We start from the raw sequence: 25,288 nt of genomic DNA, 5'->3' as shown, positions 1-25,288 counted from the left end.
TAGCTTTAACCTTTAGGGGTGATACGTTTGAAAACTACGCGTTTACGGGTAGGACGGATTGCAGCCTTGTTAGCCATAGTATTTGCCGTAACCTTTTTCTGGGCCGGCGGTGAGCTTTTGCTGCGTTCGTCTATGCCGAAAATCAATATTCTCCCGGCAGGAGCGGCTGAAACAGCAGCAGAGGTTGGCAGCGCCTGGGAACGGGTGCATCGGGTAATCTTTCTGAAGAGCGCCGTTGATGCCAAACTGGATAAAAGTACCTATGTCCGCCTGTCCGATATACCGTTGCCCATGCAGCAGGCCATCATTGCCGTTGAAGACAGCCGGTTTTATCATCATATGGGCTTCGATATTGAAGGAATTTTCCGGGCCACACTGGTTAATGTACAAACCGGGGCATTTACAGAAGGCGGCAGTACCATTACGCAGCAGCTAATTAAAAATTTATTTTTAACCCATGAACGGACACTGGTCCGCAAAGCCGAGGAATTTGTCCTCGCCATTGCGCTGGAAATGCGCTATTCCAAAGAAGAAATTCTGGAAATGTATCTCAACACCATCTACTTCGGTTCCGGTGCTTATGGCATTGGTGAGGCTGCTGCCATTTATTTCGGCAAACCGCCCTTCCACCTGAATTTAGCCGAATGTGCCCTGTTGGCCGGACTGCCTAACGCCCCGTCACTGACATCACCGTATGTCAATTTTACCGCCGCTAAGCAGCGGCAGGCCGTTGTGCTGGCAGCTATGGCCCGCAACAGCTATATTGGCCCGTCACAAGCCCAGGAAGCCAAGTTAACGCCAATTCTATTGGCTAAGTAAAGAGGTCCGGCAAAAAACGCCGGACCTTTACTATTTCGTTACAACCGTACTGCTACTGAGGCGCGTTAACTGAAAAAACCGCACCCCAAAGGATACGGTCAGCTGTCTACACTGCGGTCCATTACAACAATAACCTTAATCCGCCACTGTCCATCAATGCATTCAAGGTATTCGGCGTTGGCAAAATGCTGCAATACTTGAAGCAATGCAGCTCTCGCCGCCATTAATTCTGCCGTCCTCGCCGGTGTTATCGCGGGATCATCCAACTGTTTAAGCAAAGTGTTATAACTACCAATGGTAGACAATAGGGCCTTTTTAAGTTTGCGTTCCATATTTGCCCCCCTTTCCCCGGCTATTGCCGGGCTTTTTTCGTCCACATGAAGTGCATGCTTTCACCGGTTGCGTCTATGGTCCTATTTCTTATCTAACATATTACATCATTAGTACAACTTTATAAACATTTTTTACCCATATGCACAAGAAAATATTAATATAGCAGAAAAAACCAGCGGTGCGGTCCCCTCAACCGTCAGCATTACGGGCCGCCTTTATGCAAAATATGTGGGATACTGCCATTTATTTTTCCTCCTTGAAAATGGACATAAAAAACGCCGTAGGTATTTCCTACAGCGTAATATAAATTGAATTTATAGATATAATTCTTTAGATAGCTTCAATATCTATCTCAACAGCATTTTTTATTTCAGTTACTATTGGTGTGTACAAATCTACATCTATTTTAGGGGTAGAAAGTGAAACTATCATAGAATATCTAACTTTACTATCATATTTACCTAAATAAGCACGTTCACGCCACCAACCAATAACAGGGTAAACAGCAATAAAATTACAATCACATAAATCAACCGCACTTAGTTCACAAAAGTCGGAATGAATCGAACCCACATCCCTATTATCTGAACCTAAGTACCATCTTTCACTACCACTACTACCTTCGCCTTTATCTTTCTTGTCTTCACCTCGCATTTTAACATTAACACGCTTTTTAAAATCCTCAGGAGTTTCGTTAGCGTTAATAACATCAAATCTAAGTCCACAGGATGGATACCTATATTTATCTTTCCAACCAACTTCTCCAGGCCCAGGCTCGATAAAATATGATAAAGTGACTTTTAGCGTAACCGGCACCTCACCGAGAGATCGAAGTTGTTCTTTAGGCCAAGGTAATTTATGAAAGTGCATTTCATTCATGCTATTTTTTTCGAATGGTTGCAATTCGCCTTGAACTATAAGATTTACGCTATTATTCATGCACTGAATAGCTTTTTGTAAATCTGGAACGCCATATCCACATGCTTTTAGTAGGCGCCTACGACCTTTTGTTTTTGTATCTTCAATACAAAATTGTTTTTTCATTTTATCTGTCCAACTGGCCGAATGGATAATAAGTGCACGTATTGTTTCGGGCCAAGCATTAGGGTATTCTGCTAAAAGTTGTGCTCCCATCCATGCTGCCTGGGCAGTAGCTGAGCTGGTTCCCCATATAGTAGAAAACTGTTTCAATAAAGGACGATAGTTTGTGGTTAACAATGACAAATCTGTACATTCTGTAAAATCAAATCCATTAGTGGCCATATTGCCACCATCAAGGAGTATTTCTGGTTTTATTGGCCATTTACTACTCCAAGTTTCAGAGGTTGAGCTATATGGAGAAAGTTCACCAGCATCAGCCACAGCAGAATAGTCTTTATAGCTTGAATCAGAGATAACAATGCTTTGAGAATACGCACCAACAGTTATGGCATTCCATGCTTGTCCTGGGCTTTCGATGCTATGTAATGTACTTGAATCGGGATAACCAACTTTTGTAAGTTCATCAGGATAAACATTACCTGAACTAATAAAGAATAACCTTTTTTCACTTTCCTCATCTGCAGCAGAAGTTATGCTGTCAATGGATGCAGACCAAGAAGTCGGGCTACCATCTCGTGTATTATATTCTGGAGAGGTCACTGCCATACAAAGGATTCGTTTAGTGTTAGGATTGGATATTTCCGCCAAAGAAACAGCTTGTTCTGTTATTGCTCCATATAACTCATAGGGGTTTGCACCTTTAGGAGGCAAAATCTTCACGGACTCTAACTTTTGCGGAATAAAAATATTTCCGGTATCTTCTAAAGCTTGTCTTAAATCTCTATATAGTGCAATACCAGCCATTTCTGTTCCATGACCTTGGTGATCTCCAGTTCCCCATACCGATTTTACCGCTTGTACACCATCATCTTGAATGGCCTTATTCAGCAGAGGATGGGAAGAGGTGAGCCCTGTGTCCAATAAACAAATTGCTACATTATCATTCTGAAAATGAGTTCTTCTTAAAAGCTCATCAATCCATTCTTGTTGTTCAGTATTAGATAATTCTGCAAAGAAAGTTGTAGCCTCCTGTGCCCGTCTTATTTCCGCAATATATGGACATGTACTTATAAATATTTTTAGTTGTTCTTCATTGGCTAACACAAGCTTAACAATACGCTCTGGAAAAATAATTCGGTTATCATCTACTCTAACTTGATTTTGTTTGCAAATCTCCAAAAAGCTTATTTCTGCTTTTTCCCAAACTTTAAGTTCTTTATCGCTATAATCATAACGTAACCATACCTCACACCAAACAGGGGTGGAAGTTGGCATGGTCTTTTTATCACCAATCCCAAAGGAATCTAGCATAGCTAACTTGACATCTTCAATACTTCCAATCAAATCATTATTTTTGGGGTTACCGGTATGCGTTTGTTCAGTAGCATAAGCTTCTACTTTGTTAATAAAATAAGATTCTTTTCCGGCGGGGATATATACCGTTGCTTTAATTGTGTCAGATTCGCTATCCTCTTGAACATTTAAAAGACGTATGCCTTGCTGTCGATTTTCTAAGCGCTGAATTGCCAAATCATGTTGTGAGGCACTTGAAAATTCAAGGTATACGCCTTCTTTATAGCGAATTGCAGCAGCCTGCTTTTGCGTAATTGCGGCTTTATAAGAATTTTGCAATTTTGCTTGAATGAACGCTGCATGAGATTTGACATCTCTTTTTGGGTAAGAAGCCCCTCCCATTTGAGGTTTTGACACATAGGGCATAGCTTCTGCCGTATTAGTAAGGAAAATGTTCTTTTTATCTACAGCCATCCACTATGCCTCCTTTTTTCCATATATAGTATGGCGTTGCTTGACTAAATCTATCACCTGATGCTGAGAAATAGGAGTTCCACTTAGTATAGAATCCTTTATAGCATCTTCGCATACACGAGATATTTCTGCCTGACTAAGACCATCAGCAACTTTAATAAGTTGATTTGTAATTCTGAATTTTTTATCGTATGATTTTAACCTATAAGCAAATAATCGTTCAATTTCCTTATCTGTAGGCAATGAATAATGGAGAACATCATCAAAACGTCTGAATAATGCCTGGTCCAGCATTTTGGAATTGTTTGTTGCGGCAATTATTATACTATCAGATGAATCTTGTTCAATAAATTGGAGAAAAGAGTTTAATATTCTACGCATTTCACCAACTTCATTATCTAAATTTCTGTCTGCACCGATAGCATCAAATTCATCAAATAAATAAACTCCGATCATAGCTTCTATATTATTAAATACTTGACGTAGCTTGACACTTGTTTCACCCATGAATTTGGTGACAAGTTTATCCATCTGTACAGTATAAAGGGGAAGTGTTAATTCAGATGCAATTACCGAAGCAGTCAATGTCTTTCCAGTTCCGGGGCTGCCCTCTATTAAAATTTTTCGCCTATTTGTCAACCCATAAGAATATAACTTATTCCTATTTTTATACTCGTTTAAAATCCTTTTAATCCTATCAGAAATGCCATCGCTAACGATTAGCTCTGACAGACTATGCGAAGGAATGCTTAGTTCTAACATAGGATTTTGAGAATTTAACTGCACGATACTTCCACGTTTTGTTCCAACCTTGTCAATAAGTGTTTTTAGGTCACGAGCCATTTTGTCATGTCCTAATTTTGCTTCATGGGCAGCAATTTGCAACACAACGGTTTTGAACTTTTCATCATTATGGTCAACATATGCTTTCACTAAACTTTTTATTTGTTCCGCCGTTGCCATAGGAAATCACCTCCCATAATCATACTTATACATAATATATGATACTCTTTTAATAAAAAAACGGCAACAAAATTGTTGTTAGAAAATAACTTTGTCAACTGTACATGAATTGAAAAAATGTCATCCTTAGCTTGTGTGCCATTCAGACAGCGTTGGGTATGGTTATTCGGTTATATGTTTTAGTTTGTCGTTGCGTGAAACCCTTGTAAACAAAGGCTTTTTGGGCTTTAAGCATAAATCTATGTAGCCGTATCGCCAGTAAGCCCGGGGCTTGCCGGTCATGAGTAATATTTACCGCTCAATAAACCACTTACCATCAACGCAAAACAAATAAACCTGCTTGCCAGCAATTCTGCATGTGTACCTCATGCCATGTCCGCCAACCTTTAAGGATGCTGCCATTCGAACGTCCACAGTACGCGGTCAACCTCAAACTTGCGACCGTCTTCCCAATGCATGTAGAGGGACTTTATTTTTCCGTCCTTGCCATGATAAGCAGTTATACCGATAGATATTTTGTATTTGTTTTCCATGTCGCACCTCACCACAGAACATGCGTTTGTTTTCAGTATAAAACACTCGTTTGCAGTAACCACATAGTAATGGATAACCTAAACACACATAGGCCAGCATCGCTTTATAAAGTCTTTGCGCCGCAAGAAGCTCGAAGAATTATAAAACGCTTAGAACTACATTACACGCCTAAACACGGAAGCTGGCTTAACATAGCAGAAATCGAATTGAATGTTATGACCAGACAATGTCTTTCCCGAAGGATTGATACTATGTTTCGTCTAAAGACACAATTGCGATGCTGGGAAAATGAACGAAACCAAAAAGTATCGAAAGTTAGCTGGCATTTTACAGCGGATAATGCCAGGGTAAAACTAATATCTTTGTATCCCAATTTTGACTTGCAACAACATTAATTTTGAGTCCTCACATTAATATTTGTTTTAAATATCAACGTGTCGACAAACTAGCCTGTCACTAGTTTGTTACTAGCGATTAAATTTTTACTCGTTTTTAAGTGTTCTTAAAATCGAGTAAGAGGCTACGCATTAGTTGAGTAGCCGACTTCTCACACCACCGTACGTACGGATCCGTATACGGCGGTTCAATAGCTTAAGTGCAATACCTCGTATCTTTTGGCTATATCATCATAGCCGATGGATGCGAGGTATTCGTTCGTTAATGACCTGCATAAAATCCAGCTACCTGCAATACGCCAATATCCTAGTCGGGAATAAGACCATTCTCTAGCCTTCTGCTTTGGTATACCGTGGAGCATGAGGTTCTTAAATTTTGCGGAGGGTTTCTTCCACTGTTTCCAAAAGATTTGCCTTATTCTTCGGCGTATCCATTCGTTAAGAGATTTTATCTTGGAACTCATTTCAGCTATTGCATAATAGCCTAACCATCCGGTTGTATATTTCCTGATATTGTTTAGAATTGCCGGGATAGGCTTGGCTTGCTTTCTGCTTGTTAATTGCCTGATTTTGTTCTTGAATTTCTCCATCGACTTGGCATGTGGCCGTATACCCATTCTTTTCCCTGTCTTAAATAGGGAAAAACCTAGGAATTTAAGTTTTAATGGGCTCCCCGCCTTGCTCTTTTCCTGGTTTACCTTAAGTTTTAATTTGTTCTCAAGATATTTCGTGCTGCTGGTCATTACCCGCTCGGCCGCTCTTTGACTTTTGACGTAAATATTGCAGTCGTCCGCATACCTTACAAACTTATGACCTCTGCTTTCCAGCATTCGGTCGAAAGCCGTAAGGTATATGTTGCTGAGAAGTGGTGAAAGGTTGCCTCCTTGTGGCGTTCCCTCCGTTGTCGGACTGACTAAGCCGTTTGCCATAACGCCGCTCTTTAAGAACTTACGTATCAGCTTGATGACGTGCTCATCCTTAATTACTTCTCTTATCCTATCTATGAGAATGTCATGATTGACTGTATCAAAATATTTAGCGAGGTCTATGTCTACGACTCTGATATAACCCTGCTTATAATATTCTTCGGCCTTCTTCATGGCTTGATGGGCGCTGCGCCCCGGTCGGAAACCGTAGCTGTTTTCGGAGAAATGGGGCTCAAACATGGGTTGCATTACCTGTACTACGGCTTGTTGTACCATACGGTCTATGACCGTTGGTACTCCAAGGTTTCTCTTTCCCCCGTCTGGCTTTGGTATTTCTACTCGTCTGACCGGTTTGGGGTTGTACCATCCGGCACGAATACTTGCCAACAGTTCCTCTTTATGGTCCTTTAGATAGGGCAGCATTTCTTCTACTGCCATTCCGTCAACTCCCGGAGCGCCGCCGTTTCGCTTTACTCGTAGGTAGGCTGCATTGAGGTTGTCCCTGTGTAATATGGCTTCGAGCAAACGACTTGCACCGTCTTTCTCTGCGGTTTCAGGCGTAACAATGCTCCGCGCTCCGCTATTACTCTCTGTTTCCAACATACCCTCACACCGGTAGCCGACTTTCGTCGTTTTCTGCTCTCTTTGCATTGCTTCACCGTCCTCTCGTTCAAAGACTACTATTGTTCGGTCCTTCCCGGAAAAAAAATCCGGTACTATGACCTCTGCTGACTTCTTGCAATTTAGCCATACATCACTGCATGGGTTCTCCGGGTGTCATGGGGTTGCCTATGTCTTTCGGAGCCTTGCGAGACCTCCCCCGTTAAGAGCGATAACCTTCCCCTCATATATCTGCTACATTTACACCACAGGGTTCGGGCAGTATTGGACTTTGTTTTAGTTAGCAAACTCGTCCTCCCTGCATATGCCTTATATGTAGTTTCTATTCGTCAGACCAAGGGTTTGCATTAGGCTTACTTCAGATTCCGCCTCACGGCGGACACCCTTGCCCTCTGCTAACAGTTCCTACTGCCAAGCCTGTAGTGGACTTTCACCACCAAGTTATCACCCATTCGAGGCAAACTAAACAAAACCCCCTGCAGGAGTGGACCTGCAGGGGGTTCGCATTTTGATAAAATTAACGTTTCGAGAACTGAGAAGCTTTACGCGCTTTTTTGAGGCCGTATTTACGACGCTCTTTTTCGCGCGGGTCACGGGTTAAGAGACCGGCTTTTTTCAGTGGCAGACGGAATTCACCGTCGACCTTTAAGAGTGCACGGGCAATGCCATGGCGGACTGCGCCAGCCTGACCGGATACACCGCCGCCCTCAACCTTTGCCAAAACATCATATTTACCGACAGTATCGGTAACGTTCAGGGGTTGAGTAACGATAAGCTCAAGAGTTTTTAAACCAAAATATTCGTCCAGCGGACGCTGATTCACGATGATTTTGCCTTCTCCCGGAACCAGACGAACTCTGGCAACCGAGGTTTTTCTGCGGCCTGTGCCGTAGTAAGTAACCAATGCCATATATATGTTCCTCCTTTCCGGTATTACCTAATATTAAGTTCCAGCACTTCCGGCTGTTGCGCGGAATGCGGATGGTTAGGGCCAGCGTAAACATTCAGTTTACGGTACATTTGACGTCCAAGGCTGTTCTTCGGCAGCATGCCTTTAACAGCTATTTCAATAACGCGTTCAGGTTTGGTTTCCAGCATTTTACCGGCAGTGGTGAAAGTGGTTCCACCAGGATAACCGGAATGACGGAAATAAGTTTTCTGTTCCAGTTTTTTACCGGTAAAGACCACTTTGTCCGCGTTAACCACGATCACATGGTCACCTGTATCAACATGGGGAGTAAAGGTCGGTTTATTTTTGCCGCGAAGAACTTTCGCGACTTCAACGGCCAGTCTACCAAGGGTTTGGCCCTCAGCATCCACGACATACCATTTACGCTGGATGTCGGCCGGGTTTGCCATAAAAGTTTTCATTGTCTATCCTCCTCGTAAAAGCTAAAGGACTATGTTTAAAGCTTGACTAAACTATGATTGTTTAAACCTTGAATTCCGGGGCTAATGGAATGCATGGCAAAAATCTCATAACGCTATTGTAATAAATTAGCGGGTTGATGTCAAGGGTTATGCCTTGGCAGAATAAAATTATTTTGGACTGGCCGTCTGCCAGGGCCAAAACCAGGGCTGAAAAGCCAATAACACCATGGATTTGGGCTGACAAGGTGCTAATATTTAACTTCTATTAAATACAAGCCCTGGGGCGGGGCGGTAATGCCTGCAGCGTGACGGTCACCTCCTGCCAGTACCCTGGCAAAATCTCCAGGGGTCCGGCGGTGTCCACCTACTTCTACCAGCGTCCCAACCAGATTACGCACCATATGGTATAAAAAGCCTGTACCCCAAAATTCAAATTCAATGCCACAAGTCCCAACCTCACGGCAGGCTGCCGCCATAATGGTGCGTACCGGGCTTACCGGCGCTCCCCCGGCTGCCCGAAAAGCAGAAAAGTCATGCGTACCGACAACCGCTTGCGCCGCCTCATGCATCAGGGCGGCATCAAGCCTGGTGGCAATATGCCAGGCATAATTCCGTTCAAACGGATTGGGCAATTTCGTATTTAAAAGCCGGTAGCGGTAAATTTTCCCTGTGGCTGAACGGCGGGCATGAAACCCGGGAGTTTCTTCGGCGGCGTCCACAACGACAATATCCGGCGGCAGCAGTCCTTTAGCCGCCAAGACAATGCGTTCGGTGGGAATGGTGCCTTGAGTATAAAAGTTGACAACCTGGCCATATGCGTGCACCCCGGTATCGGTCCGGGCTGAACCGGTAAGTTTTAAAGGGTGGCCGAACAGCCTGGCAAGCCGCTCCTCTACTATTTGCTGAATGGTCATGGCGTTTGCTTGCCGTTGAAAGCCGTGATAGGCGGTGCCGTCATAAGCCAGTATAAGCTTAATGTTTCTCATAGGGCTATTTTATATGCTTAACAGCAAGCAGTATTACCGGCAATATTGCCAGCACAACAGCCGCCAGCATGTCTCGCGTACCAAGTTTAAGCTCTTTCATCCTGGTGCGGTTTTCGCCGCCGCGGTAGCATCTGGCCTCCATGGCGACAGCCAGTTCATCAGCCCGGCGAAAGGCACTGATAAACAGTGGCACCAATAGCGGCACCATATTTTTGGCCCGTTTTAAAATATTGCCTGAAGCAAAATCTGCACCGCGAGCCATCTGTGCTTTCATAATCCGGTCAGTCTCTTCCAGCAGGGTAGGAATAAAGCGCAGGGCAATGGTCATCATCATCGCCAGCTCATGAGCCGGTACGCCCAGGCGGCGGAACGGATTTAACAGCCGCTCGATACCGTCAGTCAACGCAATGGGCGAAGTGGTAAACGTCAGCAGGGAGGATACGGCAATAAGCAGCACCAGCCGCAGCGACATGAGTACGCCCATGCGTGTCCCTTCCTGGGTGACGGTCAGCGGGCCCAGGTTACCGATCACATTACCGGGAGTAGTAAAAACATGAATGGCCAGTGTCAGTAAAACGATAATCCATAATGGTTTAATTGACTTGAGGACCAACCGGAAAGGAATAGCTGAAATGAGCACTGCCATAACTGCAAAGGCTATCAGGATGGCGTACGCCAGATAGCCCTCCGCCAGAAAGATGGTGAAAATATAAAGAACAATACCCAGGATTTTAGTGCGGGGATCCAGCAAATGAATGGGCGAATTTCCGGGGAAGTATTGTCCCAGTGTAATATCATTGAGCATGTGTCCGCCCCCTAATGGCTTTAGAGATTTCCCGGGCCGCAGCTTCGGCCGTCAGAGCGGTATTGCTGATCGCCAAGCCCTTAGCCTGCAGCTTGTCAATAAGTGCGGTAAGCGGCGGTACATCAAGTCCTGCCGCGGTAAGTTCCTCCCGTCCGTGGGTAAAAATATCCTCCGGCGGCCCGTCAAGAGTAATTTGTCCGCCGTTCATCACCAGTACCCGGGTGGCAAACCGGGCGACGTCCTCCATATTATGTGATACCAATATGACGGTTGTATCTGTTTGCTGGTGCAGCTTGACAATTTGACCAAAGATCTCGTCACGCCCGCGCGGATCAAGCCCGGCCGCCGGTTCATCCAGCACCAGATAGGCGGGCTCGAGGGCAATAACGCCGGCAATGGCTACCCTGCGCATTTGACCGCCGCTCAGGTTAAACGGGGAACGGTCTTTAAAGGTGGCAAAATCCAGGCCGACAAAATCCATCGCCCGGCGTACCCGGCTCTCGATTTGCTCTTCCGGTATGCTCAAGTTTTTAGGTCCGAATGCAATATCCTGGTAGATGGTTTCTTCAAACAGCTGGTGCTCCGGATATTGAAAGACCATGCCTACCCGCCGTCTGGCATCCCGCGCCGCCTGATTCTTGTCCTTTAAGTCAATGCCTTCCACGCGCACATGGCCGGAGGTAGGGGTAATCAGTCCGTTCATATGCTGCACAAGCGTGGATTTGCCTGAACCGGTGTGCCCAATAATGCCGACAAACTCGCCATTCTGGATGGTGAGGTTAATATTCTGGATAGCAGTCCGCTGATAAGGAGTTTTCGGCATATAGGTGTAGGTAACGTTTTCAAAGCTTATGGACATAGCGCCACCACCAGTTGTTCATCACTTATTATCGTTTCGTCCAGTGTCATGCCTTGCTCCCGCAGGCAGGCAGCCACTTCTGCCGCTGCCGGAACATCTAAGCCCATAGCTTTTAACTTTTCTACCTGACAGAAGACCTCTGCCGGTGTCCCTTCCAGGACAACCTTGCCTTGCTCCATAACCACTACCCGATGGGCAGCAACCGCTTCTTCCATGAAGTGGGTAATATAAACAACAGTAATACCTTCCTTATTTAACCGGTACACGGTATCAAGCACTTCCTTGCGCCCACGGGGGTCCAGCATGGCCGTAGGTTCATCAAGCACCAGGCATTTGGGCCGCATTGCCAATACACCGGCAATAGCTACCCGCTGCTTTTGTCCGCCGGATAGGAGATGGGGACCATGATGACGGTATTCCTCCATATTAACCAGTGCCAGTGATTCGGTCACCCGCCGGGAAATTTCCGCAGGTGGTACACCTAAATTCTCCGGGCCAAAGGCTACATCTTCTTCCACAATCGCAGCCACAATTTGGTTGTCAGGATTCTGAAACACCATGCCTACTTGCTGGCGAATGTTCCACACGTTAGCCGGGTCGGAAGTATCCATGCCGGCTACCAGGCACTTACCGCCGGTGGGCAGGATAAGGGCGTTGAGATGTTTTGCCAGGGTTGATTTTCCCGAACCATTGGTGCCAATGACGGCAAGAAATTCACCCTGTTCAACGGTGAGATTAATATCGGTAAGCGCATGGACCTCCTGGCCATCATAGCCGGGATAGGTATGACGCATGTTTTCAATTTTAATAAGTTCTCCCATATGAGGTGCTGCACCCCTTTTGCGAAAAGTACGCTGACTAGTAGTCCGCCAAGTCTATTGTATAACTTCTTGTCAGACATTTGAATAGGAAACCGATAGTTTGTAAGAATAAAGGCGACCCGCCGGGCCGCCCTCGTCTTTTACGTGTTACACTAATTCGATAATCGCCATCGGAGCTGCATCGCCGCGACGCGGTCCCAGCTTAAGCACCCGGGTATAACCACCTTGACGCTCAGCATATTTAGGGGCAATTACATCAAACAGTTTTGTTACAACTTCTTCGTCGTAGAGGCTTGATAACACTTGGCGACGTGCATGCAGGTCGCCCCGCTTGGCTAAAGTGATCATTTTTTCGGCCATGCCGCTGATTTCTTTTGCCTTAGCTTCTGTTGTCTCAATACGCTCATATGCAAAGAAGGAAGTTAACATGCTGCGAAACAACGCTTTACGCGCACTGGTGTCCCGTCCTAACTTTCTGTAGGCCACAACTCTTCCCTCCCTTTACTCTTCGTGTTCTGCAAGTGACAGACCCATTTCAACAATCTTTTTCTTAACTTCTTCCAGTGACTTCCTGCCCAAGTTGCGAACTTTCATCATATCTTCTTCGCTCTTTTGTACAAGTTCAGCCACAGTGTTGATTCCGGCCCGTTTCAAGCAGTTGTAAGAACGCACCGAGAGGTCCAGGTCTTCAATGGTCATTTCCATTGTCCTGTTTTTACCCTCAGCCGGTTCTTCAGAAACCAAACCCTGACCCTCATCCTCTTCAGGAGGTTCTCCGGCAATATTTTGAAATAATTTCAGGTGCGACACCATTATGCCAGCAGCTTTGCTGACAGCTTCTTCGGGACGCATACTGCCATCTGTCCATACTTCCAATGTCAGCTTGTCATAATTGGTTACGTTGCCGACACGGGTGTCGGATACGTTATAATTGACGCGGACAATGGGCGAGAAGATGGAGTCAATAGGTATAACCCCGATGACATGGTCGGGCTTTTTATTTTTGTCAGCCGGTACATAGCCTTTGCCTTTTTCAACCATGATTTCCATGCGGAGCTTGCCGCCGGCACCTACTGTCGCCAAGTGGAGTTCAGGGTTTAGAATTTCAATGTCAGCGTCGGCCTTAATATCGCCTGCGGTGATTTCACCGTCTTCAGACGCTTCAACCAGTAAAACTTTTGGCTCGTCACTATGCATTTTAATACACAATTCTTTTAGGTTGAGAATTATGTCGGTGACGTCCTCCCGAACACCGGGGATAGTGGCAAATTCGTGAAGTACACCGTCGATTTTCACCGAGGTTACAGCCGCGCCAGGCAAAGAGGAGAGAAGTACCCGTCTTAAACTGTTGCCCAGCGTAATGCCAAAGCCCCTGTCAAGCGGTTCCCATACAAATTTGCCATATCGGTTGTCTTCACTTATTTCCACTATATCGATCTTCGGTTTTTCGATTTCAATCATCCGGAAAAACCCTCCTCATTTGGCCAAACTCTTACGTTACGCCATCGCCACGGTTGAGGGCAGATTATCTTGAATACAACTCGACAATGAGATGCTCCTGGATAGGAATATCAATTTCCTCCCGGGTGGGGTAGCGCATAACCTTACCGCTCATATCTTCAGCATTCACTTCAAGCCAAGCCGGAGCTTGCTTAGATCCTAAAGATTCAGCAATTTTTTTGATAATAGGTGATTGTTTACTTTCTTCGCGTACACCAACAGCGTCGCCTGCTTTTACCAGGAAAGACGGAATGTTGACGCGGCGGCCGTTAACTCTGATAAGTCCGTGACGTACCAGTTGTCTTGCCTGGTTACGGCTTTCAGCCAGCCCCATGCGGAAAACAACATTGTCAAGTCTTCTTTCCAGCATTACCAAAAGGTTTTCACCGGTAATGCCTTTTTGGCGGTCAGCTTTTACAAAGTAGTTGTGGAATTGGCGTTCAAGCACACCGTAAATACGGCGGGTTTTTTGCTTCTCCCGCAGCTGAATGCCATATTCGGAAACTTTTTTACGGGTTTGACCGGCGCCATGCTGGCCGGGAGCAAAGCCGCGCTCTGTGAACGAGCATTTATCACTATAGCATCTGTCGCCTTTAAGATACAGTTTTGCACCTTCGCGGCGGCATAATCTGCAAACAGGTCCTGTATATTTTGCCATTCTTACCAAACACCTCCCAATTCCTTAAACTCTTCTTCTTTTCGGCGGACGGCATCCATTATGCGGAATGGGTGTTACGTCTTTAATCATATTTACTTCAAGGCCAGCAGCCTGAAGGGAGCGGATAGCCGCTTCACGGCCTGATCCGGGACCTTTTACAAATACTTCGATTTGCTTGAGGCCATGTTCCATGGCAGCTTTAGCTGCAGTTTCGGCAGCCATTTGAGCAGCAAACGGTGTGCTTTTGCGCGATCCTCTAAAGCCCAGTCCGCCAGCGCTTGCCCAGGAAATGGCATTGCCTCTGGTATCAGTAATGGTGACGATGGTGTTGTTAAAAGTCGAACGAATATGAGCAACACCATGTTCTATATTTTTACGTTCTCTGCGTTTTGGTCTTGCAACTTTCTTTTGAGCCAAAGGTTACCCCTCCTTACTTCTTCTTTTTAGCGCCGACAGTCCGTTTCGGGCCTTTGCGGGTACGGGCATTGGTCTTGGTACGCTGACCGCGTACAGGAAGACCCATGCGATGCCGCTTGCCACGATAAGAGCCGATCTCAATGAGCCGCTTAATATTTAGAGCTTCTTCCCGACGAAGGTCGCCTTCTACGTGATAGTTTTTGTCAATGGATTCACGCAGTTTAGCAACTTCTTCCTCAGTCAAGTCCCGAGTCCTGGTGTCCGGGTTGATTCCGGTCTTGGCAAGGATCTCTTTTGATAAGGTAAGTCCAATACCATAGATATATGTTAAAGCAATTTCAATGCGTTTGTCACGCGGTAAGTCTACACCGGCAATACGTGCCATGGTTTAATCCACCCCCTCACTTTTTTTTAGCCTTGTTTTTGTTTATGTTTGGGATTTTCACAAATCACCATTACCCGGCCATGCCGTTTGATGATTTTGCATTTCTCACATATAGGCTTAACTGATGGCCTTACTTTCATAATTAAACCTCCCTTTAGCGGTCATCCGCCGTCAGTGGCCAGTTGTCAGGACAGAACCTGACGACCGACGACCGATAACTAACAACCTATTTAAACCTATAGGTAATACGGCCGCGTTTCAAATCGTACGGTGTTAGTTCAATAGTAACTTTATCGCCAGGTAAAATCCGAATAAAGTTCATGCGAATTTTTCCTGATACATGCGCCAGTACAATATGACCGTTCTCCAATTTTACCTGGAACATAGCGTTAGGCAGAGCCTCAACGACTGTACCTTCCACTTCAATTACATCTTGTTTGGACATGAGCTATTCCTCCTCGTCCGCTTTTACCAGCTTATCCGGCCGCCTAAATTGGGCGAGCGCCTGACGGATGTTTTCATCGGTAATTGTTAGAGCACCGGTGACTGTTTCCGTCATAGGATTAGCAATAGAAAGCCTTCTTACGTGTTTAACGTTCTTTTTCTTAGGACTGGTGACTTTACGTCCGCGTCCGTCAGCTACCAGAAGAGTTTGCGGCTTATACCACCCTATTACCATATAAGCGTGGCCAGCATCACGTCCTGCTGATGATATTACAATGTGCCCCGGGATTATAGTTCCATCTGGCACAAGCCGTCTCCTCCTATAGTTTTGTTAATATTTCCGGACCATCGGCCGTAATGGCAATGGTGTGTTCAAAATGAGCCGAACGCTTGCCGTCAGCAGTCACTACTGTCCAGTTGTCACTCAAGGTCTTGACCTCATGAGTCCCTGCGTTAATCATAGGCTCTATTGCTAATGTCATACCAGCTTTTAATCGCGGGCCGCGTCCGGGAAGCCCATAGTTAGGTACTTGCGGATCTTCGTGCATGTTCCTGCCGATGCCGTGCCCGACAAAATCGCGCACCACACCGTAACCATGCCCCTCAGCGTAGGCTTGAATGCTATGGGAGATATCGCCCAGGCGATTTCCTGCGATAGCTTGCTCAATCCCTTTATATAACGACTGCTCGGTTACTTCGATAAGTTTCTCAACTTCAGCGTCTACTTCACCGATAGCAACAGTTATCGCAGCGTCACCACAATAACCATTAATGAAAGCGCCAATGTCAATACTTACATTATCTCCAGTTTTTAACCTTTTTAATCCAGGAATGCCATGTACTACCTCATCGTTGATCGAGGCGCAGATATTGCCGGGGAAGCCGTGATAGCCTTTAAATGCCGGCGTTGCACCCTTGCTTTTAATATACTGCTCAGCAATCCTGTCAAGTTCAAGCGTAGTGACATCAGGTTGCGCCGCTTTTTTTATTTCTGCAAGCGTTTCGGCCACTATTCGCCCGGCATCACGCAGGTAATTAAGTTCCCTTTGTGACTTTAAGATAATCATACTTGGCCGCCTCGCAAGCTGCCGACAATATCATTTAGAACATCGTCAATCGGTTGAAGCCCGTTAATTTCGGTATATAGTCCCTTATCCTGATAATACTCAATCAGTGGCTGGGTTTGCGCTTGATATACCGATAAGCGGTTGACTACCGTTTCTTCCGTATCATCAGCCCGCTGGTACAGTTCGCCATTACATTTGTCACAAACGCCGCTTTTTTGCGGAGCATTAAAGGCTACATGATACGTAGCACCGCAGCTTTTGCAAATCCGGCGGCCGGTCATACGGCCAACCAATTCTGAACTCGGAGCCGTAATATTAATAACCCGGTCAAGCTTAATGGCGAGCTCTGTCAATGTGCGGTCAAGCGCTTCGGCTTGGACAGTGGTACGGGGAAAACCGTCAAGGATAAAACCTGTTTGGCAATCCTCTTTCGCCAGGCGCTCTTTGACAATGCCGATAGTGACACTGTCTGGCACCAGTTGACCCGCATCCATACAGGCTTTAGCCTGTTTTCCAAGCTCGGTGCCTTCTTTAACGGCTGCCCGGAACATATCTCCTGTGGAGATATGGGGAATTTTGAATTTCTCTACCAGTTTGGCCGCCTGGGTGCCTTTACCGGCACCAGGCGGGCCCATTAACAGAATAAACATGACCACTACCTCCTACTTCATGAAGCCTTGATAATGACGCATGAGTACCAGCGCCTCAATTTGCTTCATGGTGTCTAAGGCCACGCCTACTACAATGAGCAGAGCTGTACCGCCAAAATACACTCCCTGGATATTGGTTATGGCTCCGATGAAGTTTGGCAATATGGCGATGATGGCCAAGAATATGGATCCGGCCAGGGTAATTCTGGTCATAATCCGGTCTAAATAATCGGCGGTGGGTTTACCCGGCCTGATGCCCGGAATAAATCCGCCGTGTTTTTTCATGTTCTCTGCCATATCTGATATATTCACAGTAACCGCAGTGTAGAAATACGTAAAGAACACGATTAAGAGCGCATACAAAACTGTTTGTATCGGCGTGCCCCACGCAAACCACTCTGCCACGGTTTTTACCCAGGGTACATTAATAAACTGAGCAATGGTTACTGGGAACATCAGCACAGATGACGCAAAGATTATCGGAATAACGCCCGCTTGATTTACTTTCAGCGGAATGTGAGTAGAATGGCCACCATACATTTTCCGGCCAACTACCCGTTTGGCATACTGAACAGGAATTCTGCGCTGGCCTTGCTGTATTGCGATAACAAATACAATCATGGCCAAACCAATTATTAAGAACAATAGCAGACTAAATATACTAATTGTTCCGGCACTCAAATACTCAAACATCGTATAGATGCCACCCGGCAGGCTTGATACGATACCGGCAAAGATAATAAGCGAGATACCGTTCCCAATCCCTTTATCGGTGATTTGCTCACCCACCCACATTAGGAACGTCGTTCCTGCGGTCAGGGTAATCGCCACAAGAAGGATGGAGCCAACCCCGGGGTTGATGATAGCTACTTTTAGGCCAAAGGCCATACCAATGGCTTGGATAAAACCAAGCACAACAGTACCATAGCGGGTAATTTGGGTAATTTTTTTACGACCTTCATCGCCTTCTTTGGACCATTGCTCAAATTTCGGTACAACTACGGTGAGTAGCTGCATGATAATCGAGGCATTGATATAGGGCGTTATGCTCATCGCAAAAATTGAAAACTTGCTGAGAGCACCACCTGAAAACATATCCAGAAGCCCAAACAGATTACCTTGAGTAAACAGCTGCTCGATGACAGAGGCATTCACTCCCGGTACCGGGATATGTGTGCCTAAGCGAAACACCAGGAACATAATTAAGGTAAATACTACCTTTTGCCTCAGTTCGGTAATCTTTAAAACGTTCGAGAGCCCTGCCAGCAATTAAATCACCTCGACAGAACCGCCGGCTGCCTGAATTTTTTCAGCGGCCGACTTAGTAAAGCCATTGGCTTTTACTGTTAGAGCCTTGTTAAGCTCGCCATTGCCTAAGATTCTAAGACCGTCAAGCACTTTTTTGATTACACCAGCTTCTACCAATGCCTCAAGATCAACCACCGTTCCGTTATCAAAGCGGTTGAGTACAGCTACGTTAACTTCGCTGTATTCTTTGGCAAATATATTGGTGAAGCCACGTTTGGGCAATCTTAAGTACAAGGGCTTTTGGCCGCCTTCAAAACCAGGACGCACACCGCCGCCGGCACGGGCTTTTTGACCTTTGTGGCCTTTACCGGAAGTTTTACCAAGACCGGAACCAAGTCCACGGCCTACACGGGTGCGAACTTTTTTTGAACCAGGCGCTGGAGCTAATTCATGTAATTTCATTAACAGCACCTCCTTGAACTAGTATATTGGCTAACGCCATTTTGTAATTTATTCAGCTACTTCTGCTACAGTAACAAGGTGTTCTACTTTGCGAACCATGCCTCTGATTACCGCATTATCTTCCTGTACGACCGAGCTGTTGGTTTTCTTGAGACCTAAAGCTTTTACGGTTGCGCGTTGGTCTTCGGGTCTGCCAATCAAGCTACGGGTCAAAGTAATTTTGATTTTCGCCATGATGTTACCTCCTTAACCCAACAGTTCCTGAACGGTCTTGCCGCGCAGGCTGGCAACTTCTTCAGCGCGTTTAAGTTGGCTAAGGCCGACTATGGTGGCACGTACTACGTTGTTGGCATTAGATGAACCAAGTGATTTGGTTAAGATATCTTTAATACCAGCAAGTTCAAGCACCGCACGGGCCGGACCGCCGGCAATTACGCCAGTACCTTCGGAGGCAGGCTTTAACAATACCTTGCCTGCGCCAAATTCACCTGTAATTTGATGGGGAATGGTGGTGCCGACAAGAGGAACCTTGATAAGACTTTTTTTAGCGTCTTCTACGCCTTTACGAATAGCTTCCGGTACTTCGGCAGCTTTGCCCAAGCCGAAACCGACATGGCCGTCGCCGTCGCCGACAACTACCAGCGCACTGAAGGAAAAGCGTCTGCCGCCTTTTACTACCTTAGCAACCCGGTTAATGAACACTACTCTTTCTTTAAGGTCAAGACCGGTATAATCAATTCTAGCCACTAATTTCCCTCCTTTTCTTAGAATTCAAGTCCGGCTTCGCGTGCAGCAGCTGCCAGAGCAGCCACGCGGCCGTGATAGATATAGCCGGCGCGGTCAAATACCACTTTAGTGATTCCTTTTTCGAGGGCCCGTTTAGCGATTGCCTCGCCTACAGCTTTGGCTGCATCTGTATTTCCACCGTATTCAACTTTAGCACTGATGTCTTTATCCAGTGTGCTGGCCGCTACTAAGGTAGTACCGGTTTTATCGTTGATAATCTGAGCATAAATATGCTTCAAACTGCGGAATACGTTTAGACGCGGGCGTTCAACGGTGCCAATCAGAGTTTTCCGTGCTCTTAATTGCCGCTTTTGGCGCGCGATGTTTTTGCTTGGTTTACGCAGCAAGGTGTTCACTCCTTTCGCCTAAATTACCTTTTTTGAGTTTATTTCTTGCCTTTACCGCCGGCTTTACCGACTTTGCGGCGGATAATTTCGCCTTCGTATTTGATGCCTTTACCTTTATACGGTTCCGGTTCGCGATAACCGCGAATTTTAGCAGCAAGTGCACCGACCGCTTCTTTATCAATACCGGAGACAACAATCCGGTTAGGTGCGGGAACATCAATGGTGATACCTGTAGGCGGTTCAACTTCCAACGGATGGGAGAAGCCTAAGGTAAGCGCCAGTTTTTGACCAGCTTTAGCAGCACGATAGCCTACACCGGCAATCTCTAAGGTTTTCGCGAAACCCTGGGTTACTCCGGTTACCATATTGCTGACCAACGTCCGGGTCAAACCGTGGAGCGAACGGTGTTGTTTATTATCTGTAGGCCGCTTGACGTTGATGACGCTGCCTTCCAGCTCGATAATCATATCAGGGTGGAGTTGGCGGGTCAGTTCGCCTTTAGGGCCTTTAACTGTTACGAAATTGCTGTCGCCGATGGTTACGGTAACGCCAGCAGGAACAGCTATGGGAGTCCTACCAATTCTAGACATATTGCACCTCCTGTATCACTAGACTACCAAACGTATGCGATTACTTCGCCGCCCAGACCTTCTTTACGAGCGGTTTTATCGCTCATGATGCCTTTTGATGTTGAGATAATCGCAATCCCGAGACCACCCAGTACGCGCGGCAACTGTTCTTTCTTAGCATAAACGCGAAGACCGGGCTTAGAAATGCGCTTGATTCCTGTAATTACTTTTTCGCGATTTGGGCCGTATTTTAGGCTAACCCGCAGCATTCCCTGCTTGCCATCTTGGATCATGTCGTAATCTTTAACAAAACCTTCGTCTTTCAGGATTTGGACTACGGCTTGTTTAATTTTCGATGCCGGAATCTCGACTTTATCGTGATAAACCGAGTTGGCGTTGCGAATGCGCGTAAGCATATCTGCAATCGGATCGGTCATTACCATGTGTTAGAACCCCCTTCCTATATGTTGCTGCTACTACCAGCTTGCCTTGGTTACTCCAGGAATGGCGCCTTTGTAGCTCAGTTCCCGGAAACAAATCCGGCACATTTCGAATTTACGCATATATCCGTGCGGACGTCCGCAAATTTTGCAGCGGTTATACTTACGCACCTTAAATTTAGGCTCGTTTTTCCATTTCTCAATCAAAGCCTTTTTGGCCACCGAATTCCCTCCTTCTGTTTAAACTGTCCCATCTAGAGACGGGCGTTAATGGACAGATTCAATTATGCGCTAAATGGCATACCCATTAGTTTCAGTAACTCTCTTGCTTCTTCGTCAGTCTTGGCGGTGGTAACAATGATGATATCCATACCGCGGATTTTGTCCACTTTATCGTAGTCAATTTCCGGGAAGATCAATTGCTCTTTAACACCAAGCGTATAGTTGCCGCGTCCGTCGAAAGCTTTCGGGTTAATACCGCGGAAGTCACGTACCCGGGGCAATGCGATGTTGAACAGTTTATCAAGGAATTGATACATCCGTTCACCGCGCATGGTAACTTTGGCACCAATCGGCATACCTTCACGAATTTTGAAAGCAGCGATGGATTTTTTTGCTCTGGTTATAACCGGTTTTTGACCGGCGATTAAAGTCATATCATTTACAGCCGCATCGAGAACTTTGGGGTTGCCTACTGCTTCGCCAACACCCATGTTGATAACCACTTTCTCGACTTTGGGAATTTCCATGACGTTTTTGTATCCAAATTTCTGCATCATAGCTTGCGCTACTTCATTTGCATATTTTTCTTTAAGTCTGGTTGTAGCCATGAGTTAACCTCCTTTCAGGAAAGAATGGTTTTACTTATCTTTATCAATAACTTCGCCGCATTTTTTGCAGGCACGGACAAACGAGCCACTGGCCTGCTGCGATTTTTTAATGCGGGTAGGTTTGTCGCATGCCGGGCAAACAAGCATAACTTTGGCCGAAGCAATAGGAGCTTCTTTCACAATAATGCCGCCCTGGGGAGCTTTTTGGCTCGGCTTAGTGTGGCGTTTTACTTTGTTTACGCCTTCAATCACAACTTTGCCCTTTTTCGGCAGAGCTTCAACTATTTTGCCTTCTTTGCCTTTGTCTTTACCAGACAGCACGACGACTTTGTCGCCTTTTTTAACGTGCAGCTTTTGAGCTTCTGACACTTAAGGACACCTCCTTAATCTAGATAACTTCCGGTGCCAGTGAGATAATTTTCATGAATTCTTTGTCCCTGAGCTCGCGGGCTACTGGTCCAAATATCCGTGTACCTCTCGGGCTTTTGTCTTCTTTAATAACAACTGCGGCATTTTCGTCAAACCGGATATAGGAGCCGTCCGGACGGCGTAATCCTTTTTTGGAGCGAACGACAACGGCTTTAACTACATCGCCTTTCTTGACAACGCCACCGGGTGTAGCGTCTTTAACGGATGCAACGATAACATCGCCAATGTTGGCATAGCGGCGATATGAGCCACCCAGTACGCGGATGCACATAATTTGTTTGGCGCCGGTATTATCAGCAACATTCATGATGGTCTGCTGTTGAATCATAGTGCTTATCCTCCTTCCTCATGAGGCTCGATGCGCGTGGCAGCCGAGCATTAGAAGCTAGCTTGCTTGGTTTAACTAAATACTACTTTGCTCTTTCGAGAACTTCCACTACGCGCCAGCGTTTTTCTTTGGAAAGCGGGCGGGTTTCCATAATTTTAACGGTATCGCCGATATGGCTTTCGTTATTCTCATCATGAGCTTTAAACTTCACGGTTTGTTTAACCGATTTATGGTACAGTGGGTGCCGTACTAAACGTTCCACGGCCACTACAACTGTTTTTTCCATTTTGTCGCTTACGACTTTGCCAATCCGGACCTTGCGTTCGTTTCTTTCAACGGTCACTAGTCATTGCCTCCCTTCACTCATTAACATTGCGCCCCCAAATTACTGGGCCTTAAGTTCACGTTGACGCTGAACGGTTTTGATACGGGCAATTGTTTTCTTGACGGCAGGAATCCGCATTGGGTTATCCAATTGGCCGGTTGCGTGTTGGAACCGCAGGTTGAACAATTCTTCTTTTAACTTGTTCAGGTTTTGGTCAAGTTCGGCTGCACTCATATCGCGGATATCATTAGCCTTCATTTATTTCACCACCCAGTTTAGCATTGACGCCCGGTGCGTCCATATCCAAATGAGCGGTATCCTCCCGCTTAACGAATTTGGTTTTGATCGGCAGTTTGTGAGCTGCCAGACGCATAGCTTCACGGGCTACTTCTTCAGCCACACCGTCCATTTCAAACATAACACGACCTGGCTTAACAACAGCTACCCAATATTCAGGTGAACCTTTACCGCTACCCATGCGAGTTTCGGCCGGCTTAGCAGTAATCGGCTTGTCCGGGAATATTTTGATCCAAACTTTACCACCCCGTTTAATGTAACGGGTCATAGCAATACGGGCTGCTTCGATTTGACGGTTGGTAATCCAAGCCGGCTCGAGAGCAACAAGTCCGAATTCGCCATGGGATACAGTATTGCCTTTAGTGGCTTTACCGGTCATACGTCCGCGGAATTGTTTGCGATGCTTTACTCTTTTTGGGATCAGCATTATTTTTCGCCCCCTTCAACGGCAGCGGCGACAACAGTTTTTTTGGCTTCAGGCAGAATTTCGCCTTTGTAAATCCAAACTTTTACGCCAATACGGCCATAGGTGGTGTGTGCTTCTGCTGTGCCGTAATCAATATCGGCACGCAGGGTGTGCAAAGGAATACTGCCTTCACGGTAGCTTTCGGTACGGGCAATTTCAGCGCCGCCCAAACGACCGCCAACCATTACTTTGATTCCTTTTGCTCCCATACGCATGGTACGGGTTACTGATTGCTTCATCGCCCGGCGGAAAGCAATACGCTTTTCAAGCTGAGCGGCAATGTTTTCCGCAACTAAGGTAGCATCCAGTTCGGCTTGCTTGATTTCGGCAATGTTTACGTCAATGTTTTTGCCGGTAAGCTCTTTAAGCCATTTTTTGATATTTTCAATCCCACTGCCGCCACGTCCGATTACCATACCTGGCTTAGCAGTATGAATAGTAACTTTCACCCGGTTAGCCGCACGCTCAATAATGATTTGCGACACATTTGAAGTGTAAAGTTTTTCTTTCAGCATATCACGGATTTTGATATCTTCATGCAGATTTTTAGCATAGTCTTTATCGGCATACCATCTTGCATCCCAAGTTTTGATAATGCCAAGGCGAAGACCATGCGGATTAACTTTTTGACCCACTAAATTTCCCTCCTTCGTCCTAGCTTATCTTTCTTTAACGGCCAATGTTACGTGGCTGGTACGCTTTAAAATCTTGAACGCCTGACCGCGTGAACGCGGATGAATGCGTTTTAAGGTCGGGCCCTGATCAACAAACGCCTGTGAGATGTAAAGTGCATCAACGTTCAGGTCATAGTTGTGCTCAGCATTAGCGATAGCTGATTTCAGTACCTTTTCCAAAACCTCAGCTCCGACTTTCGGAGTATGCTTTAAAATTGCAAAAGCCTCGCCCACGTTCTTGCCGCGAATTAAGTCAATTACGATGCGGATTTTACGGGGAGCAATGCGAATGTGTCTGGCAATTGCTTTAGCTTCCATTATTTAACCCCCTTCCGGCTATTATCAGTTCCGGATTTTTGCTAAGAGTACTATCTTACGCCGGTGGACCGTTCCGAGCCGCTGTGGCCTTTGTAAGTCCGGGTGGGCGCAAATTCGCCAAGCTTGTGACCAACCATGTCTTCAGTAACATATACCGGTACATGTTTGCGGCCGTCATGGACAGCGATGGTGTGACCAACAAAGGCTGGCAGAATGGTCGAGCTGCGTGACCAGGTTTTGATAACCTTTTTATCGTTATTGGCATTAAGTGCATCAATTTTCTTGAGCAGGCTTTCATGCACATAAGGTCCCTTTTTAATGGATCTTGACACCTAAATAGCCTCCTTTCGTGTGTTGGCATGTTCGCGAGTTCGTATATTCGCAAGTTCGCGGGAGCACCCTCCGGC

At 46.0% G+C, this 25,288-nt stretch carries 39 protein-coding genes; 2 read left to right on the top strand and 37 right to left on the bottom strand.

What is annotated here, in order from left to right; genetic code table 11:
* Nucleotides 1–27 precede the first annotated feature (27 nt).
* The gene (locus tag SPSPH_RS02520) at nucleotides 28–819 is read left to right on the top strand and encodes a transglycosylase domain-containing protein (RefSeq protein WP_075752901.1); all 792 of its coding nucleotides are present in this window, start codon (nucleotides 28–30) and stop codon (nucleotides 817–819) included.
* Nucleotides 820–917: 98 nt separating this feature from the next.
* On the opposite strand, the gene SPSPH_RS02515 is transcribed toward SPSPH_RS02520, so the two are convergent.
* The 3 genes from SPSPH_RS02515 to SPSPH_RS02505 form a co-directional block, all read right to left on the bottom strand.
* Complete coding sequence (locus tag SPSPH_RS02515) at nucleotides 918–1,151, bottom strand: hypothetical protein (protein ID WP_075752899.1); 234 nt, start codon at nucleotides 1,149–1,151, stop codon at nucleotides 918–920.
* 331 nt (nucleotides 1,152–1,482) lie between these two features.
* Entirely contained in the window at nucleotides 1,483–3,960 is a 2,478-nt protein-coding gene (locus tag SPSPH_RS02510) for a S8 family peptidase (RefSeq protein WP_075752897.1), read from the bottom strand.
* A 3-nt stretch (nucleotides 3,961–3,963) separates the two neighbouring features.
* Complete coding sequence (locus SPSPH_RS02505) at nucleotides 3,964–4,923, bottom strand: AAA family ATPase (protein WP_075752895.1); 960 nt, start codon at nucleotides 4,921–4,923, stop codon at nucleotides 3,964–3,966.
* A gap of 356 nt (nucleotides 4,924–5,279) precedes the next feature.
* Here SPSPH_RS02505 and SPSPH_RS23495 point away from each other — a divergent pair, with 356 nt between their 5' ends.
* Nucleotides 5,280–5,852 carry a transposase gene (locus SPSPH_RS23495; protein ID WP_422396973.1) on the top strand — a complete coding sequence of 191 codons (573 nt, stop codon included), beginning with the start codon at nucleotides 5,280–5,282 and terminating at the stop codon, nucleotides 5,850–5,852.
* A gap of 188 nt (nucleotides 5,853–6,040) precedes the next feature.
* On the opposite strand, the gene ltrA is transcribed toward SPSPH_RS23495, so the two are convergent.
* The 34 genes from ltrA to rpsS form a co-directional block, all read right to left on the bottom strand.
* Nucleotides 6,041–7,429, bottom strand: coding sequence for a group II intron reverse transcriptase/maturase (gene ltrA / locus SPSPH_RS02500; RefSeq protein WP_075752891.1), 1,389 nt, complete (start codon nucleotides 7,427–7,429; stop codon nucleotides 6,041–6,043).
* A gap of 487 nt (nucleotides 7,430–7,916) precedes the next feature.
* Nucleotides 7,917–8,309 (bottom strand): 30S ribosomal protein S9, encoded by a 393-nt coding sequence (gene rpsI, locus SPSPH_RS02495; protein WP_075752889.1) that lies wholly within the window; start codon nucleotides 8,307–8,309, stop codon nucleotides 7,917–7,919.
* 23 nt (nucleotides 8,310–8,332) lie between these two features.
* On the bottom strand, nucleotides 8,333–8,770 hold the full coding sequence (rplM, locus tag SPSPH_RS02490; protein WP_075752887.1) for a 50S ribosomal protein L13: 438 nt from the start codon (nucleotides 8,768–8,770) through the stop codon (nucleotides 8,333–8,335).
* A gap of 248 nt (nucleotides 8,771–9,018) precedes the next feature.
* Nucleotides 9,019–9,756 carry a tRNA pseudouridine(38-40) synthase TruA gene (gene truA / locus SPSPH_RS02485; RefSeq protein WP_075752885.1) on the bottom strand — a complete coding sequence of 246 codons (738 nt, stop codon included), beginning with the start codon at nucleotides 9,754–9,756 and terminating at the stop codon, nucleotides 9,019–9,021.
* Nucleotides 9,757–9,760: 4 nt separating this feature from the next.
* Complete coding sequence (locus tag SPSPH_RS02480; RefSeq protein WP_075752883.1) at nucleotides 9,761–10,561, bottom strand: energy-coupling factor transporter transmembrane component T family protein; 801 nt, start codon at nucleotides 10,559–10,561, stop codon at nucleotides 9,761–9,763.
* On the bottom strand, nucleotides 10,551–11,420 hold the full coding sequence (locus SPSPH_RS02475) for an energy-coupling factor transporter ATPase (protein WP_075752881.1): 870 nt from the start codon (nucleotides 11,418–11,420) through the stop codon (nucleotides 10,551–10,553). The genes SPSPH_RS02480 and SPSPH_RS02475 overlap by 11 nt, the downstream gene beginning before the upstream one ends.
* Entirely contained in the window at nucleotides 11,411–12,241 is an 831-nt protein-coding gene (locus tag SPSPH_RS02470) for an energy-coupling factor transporter ATPase (protein WP_075752879.1), read from the bottom strand. Before SPSPH_RS02470 ends, SPSPH_RS02475 begins: the two co-directional genes overlap by 10 nt.
* A 147-nt stretch (nucleotides 12,242–12,388) precedes the next feature.
* Nucleotides 12,389–12,727, bottom strand: coding sequence for a 50S ribosomal protein L17 (gene rplQ / locus SPSPH_RS02465; protein ID WP_075752877.1), 339 nt, complete (start codon nucleotides 12,725–12,727; stop codon nucleotides 12,389–12,391).
* A gap of 15 nt (nucleotides 12,728–12,742) precedes the next feature.
* The gene (locus SPSPH_RS02460) at nucleotides 12,743–13,702 is read right to left on the bottom strand and encodes a DNA-directed RNA polymerase subunit alpha (protein ID WP_075752875.1); all 960 of its coding nucleotides are present in this window, start codon (nucleotides 13,700–13,702) and stop codon (nucleotides 12,743–12,745) included.
* 64 nt (nucleotides 13,703–13,766) lie between these two features.
* The gene (gene rpsD / locus SPSPH_RS02455; RefSeq protein WP_075752873.1) at nucleotides 13,767–14,399 is read right to left on the bottom strand and encodes a 30S ribosomal protein S4; all 633 of its coding nucleotides are present in this window, start codon (nucleotides 14,397–14,399) and stop codon (nucleotides 13,767–13,769) included.
* A gap of 24 nt (nucleotides 14,400–14,423) precedes the next feature.
* Entirely contained in the window at nucleotides 14,424–14,816 is a 393-nt protein-coding gene (rpsK, locus tag SPSPH_RS02450) for a 30S ribosomal protein S11 (protein ID WP_075752871.1), read from the bottom strand.
* Between the two features lie 13 nt (nucleotides 14,817–14,829).
* The gene (gene rpsM / locus SPSPH_RS02445) at nucleotides 14,830–15,201 is read right to left on the bottom strand and encodes a 30S ribosomal protein S13 (protein WP_075752869.1); all 372 of its coding nucleotides are present in this window, start codon (nucleotides 15,199–15,201) and stop codon (nucleotides 14,830–14,832) included.
* 26 nt (nucleotides 15,202–15,227) lie between these two features.
* Entirely contained in the window at nucleotides 15,228–15,341 is a 114-nt protein-coding gene (gene rpmJ, locus SPSPH_RS02440; RefSeq protein ID WP_028971919.1) for a 50S ribosomal protein L36, read from the bottom strand.
* 86 nt (nucleotides 15,342–15,427) lie between these two features.
* Nucleotides 15,428–15,646 carry a translation initiation factor IF-1 gene (infA, locus tag SPSPH_RS02435; RefSeq protein WP_021168717.1) on the bottom strand — a complete coding sequence of 73 codons (219 nt, stop codon included), beginning with the start codon at nucleotides 15,644–15,646 and terminating at the stop codon, nucleotides 15,428–15,430.
* 3 nt (nucleotides 15,647–15,649) lie between these two features.
* Nucleotides 15,650–15,952: a KOW domain-containing RNA-binding protein gene (locus tag SPSPH_RS02430; RefSeq protein WP_075752867.1), complete on the bottom strand. Its 303-nt coding sequence runs from the start codon at nucleotides 15,950–15,952 to the stop codon at nucleotides 15,650–15,652.
* A 13-nt stretch (nucleotides 15,953–15,965) separates the two neighbouring features.
* The gene (gene map, locus SPSPH_RS02425) at nucleotides 15,966–16,712 is read right to left on the bottom strand and encodes a type I methionyl aminopeptidase (RefSeq protein WP_075752864.1); all 747 of its coding nucleotides are present in this window, start codon (nucleotides 16,710–16,712) and stop codon (nucleotides 15,966–15,968) included.
* The gene (locus SPSPH_RS02420) at nucleotides 16,709–17,362 is read right to left on the bottom strand and encodes an adenylate kinase (protein WP_075752862.1); all 654 of its coding nucleotides are present in this window, start codon (nucleotides 17,360–17,362) and stop codon (nucleotides 16,709–16,711) included. Before SPSPH_RS02420 ends, map begins: the two co-directional genes overlap by 4 nt.
* 12 nt (nucleotides 17,363–17,374) lie before the next feature.
* On the bottom strand, nucleotides 17,375–18,631 hold the full coding sequence (gene secY / locus SPSPH_RS02415) for a preprotein translocase subunit SecY (protein WP_075752860.1): 1,257 nt from the start codon (nucleotides 18,629–18,631) through the stop codon (nucleotides 17,375–17,377).
* Nucleotides 18,632–19,072 (bottom strand): 50S ribosomal protein L15, encoded by a 441-nt coding sequence (gene rplO, locus SPSPH_RS02410; RefSeq protein ID WP_075752858.1) that lies wholly within the window; start codon nucleotides 19,070–19,072, stop codon nucleotides 18,632–18,634.
* A gap of 48 nt (nucleotides 19,073–19,120) precedes the next feature.
* On the bottom strand, nucleotides 19,121–19,306 hold the full coding sequence (gene rpmD, locus SPSPH_RS02405) for a 50S ribosomal protein L30 (RefSeq protein WP_075752856.1): 186 nt from the start codon (nucleotides 19,304–19,306) through the stop codon (nucleotides 19,121–19,123).
* A 12-nt stretch (nucleotides 19,307–19,318) separates the two neighbouring features.
* Complete coding sequence (rpsE, locus tag SPSPH_RS02400; protein WP_075752854.1) at nucleotides 19,319–19,819, bottom strand: 30S ribosomal protein S5; 501 nt, start codon at nucleotides 19,817–19,819, stop codon at nucleotides 19,319–19,321.
* 17 nt (nucleotides 19,820–19,836) lie between these two features.
* Nucleotides 19,837–20,205: a 50S ribosomal protein L18 gene (gene rplR, locus SPSPH_RS02395; protein WP_075752852.1), complete on the bottom strand. Its 369-nt coding sequence runs from the start codon at nucleotides 20,203–20,205 to the stop codon at nucleotides 19,837–19,839.
* Between the two features lie 38 nt (nucleotides 20,206–20,243).
* Nucleotides 20,244–20,795, bottom strand: a complete 552-nt coding sequence (gene rplF, locus SPSPH_RS02390; protein ID WP_075752850.1) for a 50S ribosomal protein L6 — start codon at nucleotides 20,793–20,795, stop codon at nucleotides 20,244–20,246.
* A gap of 23 nt (nucleotides 20,796–20,818) precedes the next feature.
* The gene (rpsH, locus tag SPSPH_RS02385; protein ID WP_075752848.1) at nucleotides 20,819–21,217 is read right to left on the bottom strand and encodes a 30S ribosomal protein S8; all 399 of its coding nucleotides are present in this window, start codon (nucleotides 21,215–21,217) and stop codon (nucleotides 20,819–20,821) included.
* Nucleotides 21,218–21,250: 33 nt separating this feature from the next.
* Nucleotides 21,251–21,436: a type Z 30S ribosomal protein S14 gene (locus tag SPSPH_RS02380; RefSeq protein WP_075752846.1), complete on the bottom strand. Its 186-nt coding sequence runs from the start codon at nucleotides 21,434–21,436 to the stop codon at nucleotides 21,251–21,253.
* Nucleotides 21,437–21,498: 62 nt separating this feature from the next.
* Nucleotides 21,499–22,044, bottom strand: a complete 546-nt coding sequence (rplE, locus tag SPSPH_RS02375) for a 50S ribosomal protein L5 (RefSeq protein WP_075752844.1) — start codon at nucleotides 22,042–22,044, stop codon at nucleotides 21,499–21,501.
* Nucleotides 22,045–22,074: 30 nt separating this feature from the next.
* Nucleotides 22,075–22,413: a 50S ribosomal protein L24 gene (gene rplX / locus SPSPH_RS02370; RefSeq protein ID WP_075752842.1), complete on the bottom strand. Its 339-nt coding sequence runs from the start codon at nucleotides 22,411–22,413 to the stop codon at nucleotides 22,075–22,077.
* Between the two features lie 19 nt (nucleotides 22,414–22,432).
* Nucleotides 22,433–22,801, bottom strand: a complete 369-nt coding sequence (rplN, locus tag SPSPH_RS02365; RefSeq protein ID WP_075752840.1) for a 50S ribosomal protein L14 — start codon at nucleotides 22,799–22,801, stop codon at nucleotides 22,433–22,435.
* An 82-nt stretch (nucleotides 22,802–22,883) separates the two neighbouring features.
* Nucleotides 22,884–23,144 (bottom strand): 30S ribosomal protein S17, encoded by a 261-nt coding sequence (rpsQ, locus tag SPSPH_RS02360; RefSeq protein WP_075752838.1) that lies wholly within the window; start codon nucleotides 23,142–23,144, stop codon nucleotides 22,884–22,886.
* A gap of 42 nt (nucleotides 23,145–23,186) precedes the next feature.
* A complete protein-coding gene (rpmC, locus tag SPSPH_RS02355; RefSeq protein WP_075752836.1) occupies nucleotides 23,187–23,384 on the bottom strand; it encodes a 50S ribosomal protein L29 in 198 nt (65 codons plus the stop codon).
* On the bottom strand, nucleotides 23,374–23,850 hold the full coding sequence (gene rplP / locus SPSPH_RS02350) for a 50S ribosomal protein L16 (RefSeq protein ID WP_075752834.1): 477 nt from the start codon (nucleotides 23,848–23,850) through the stop codon (nucleotides 23,374–23,376). The genes rpmC and rplP overlap by 11 nt, the downstream gene beginning before the upstream one ends.
* Nucleotides 23,850–24,524 (bottom strand): 30S ribosomal protein S3, encoded by a 675-nt coding sequence (gene rpsC, locus SPSPH_RS02345; protein WP_075752832.1) that lies wholly within the window; start codon nucleotides 24,522–24,524, stop codon nucleotides 23,850–23,852. The genes rplP and rpsC overlap by 1 nt, the downstream gene beginning before the upstream one ends.
* Before the next feature lie 24 nt (nucleotides 24,525–24,548).
* A complete protein-coding gene (gene rplV / locus SPSPH_RS02340) occupies nucleotides 24,549–24,881 on the bottom strand; it encodes a 50S ribosomal protein L22 (protein ID WP_075752830.1) in 333 nt (110 codons plus the stop codon).
* A gap of 50 nt (nucleotides 24,882–24,931) precedes the next feature.
* Entirely contained in the window at nucleotides 24,932–25,213 is a 282-nt protein-coding gene (rpsS, locus tag SPSPH_RS02335) for a 30S ribosomal protein S19 (RefSeq protein WP_075752828.1), read from the bottom strand.
* Nucleotides 25,214–25,288 lie beyond the last annotated feature (75 nt).

The sequence above is a fragment of the Sporomusa sphaeroides DSM 2875 genome (assembly GCF_001941975.2).
GTDB classification, from domain to species: Bacteria; Bacillota; Negativicutes; order Sporomusales; family Sporomusaceae; genus Sporomusa; species Sporomusa sphaeroides.
Note: the sequence above shows the minus strand (reverse complement) of the source record. Positions and strands in the feature narration are given on the sequence as shown.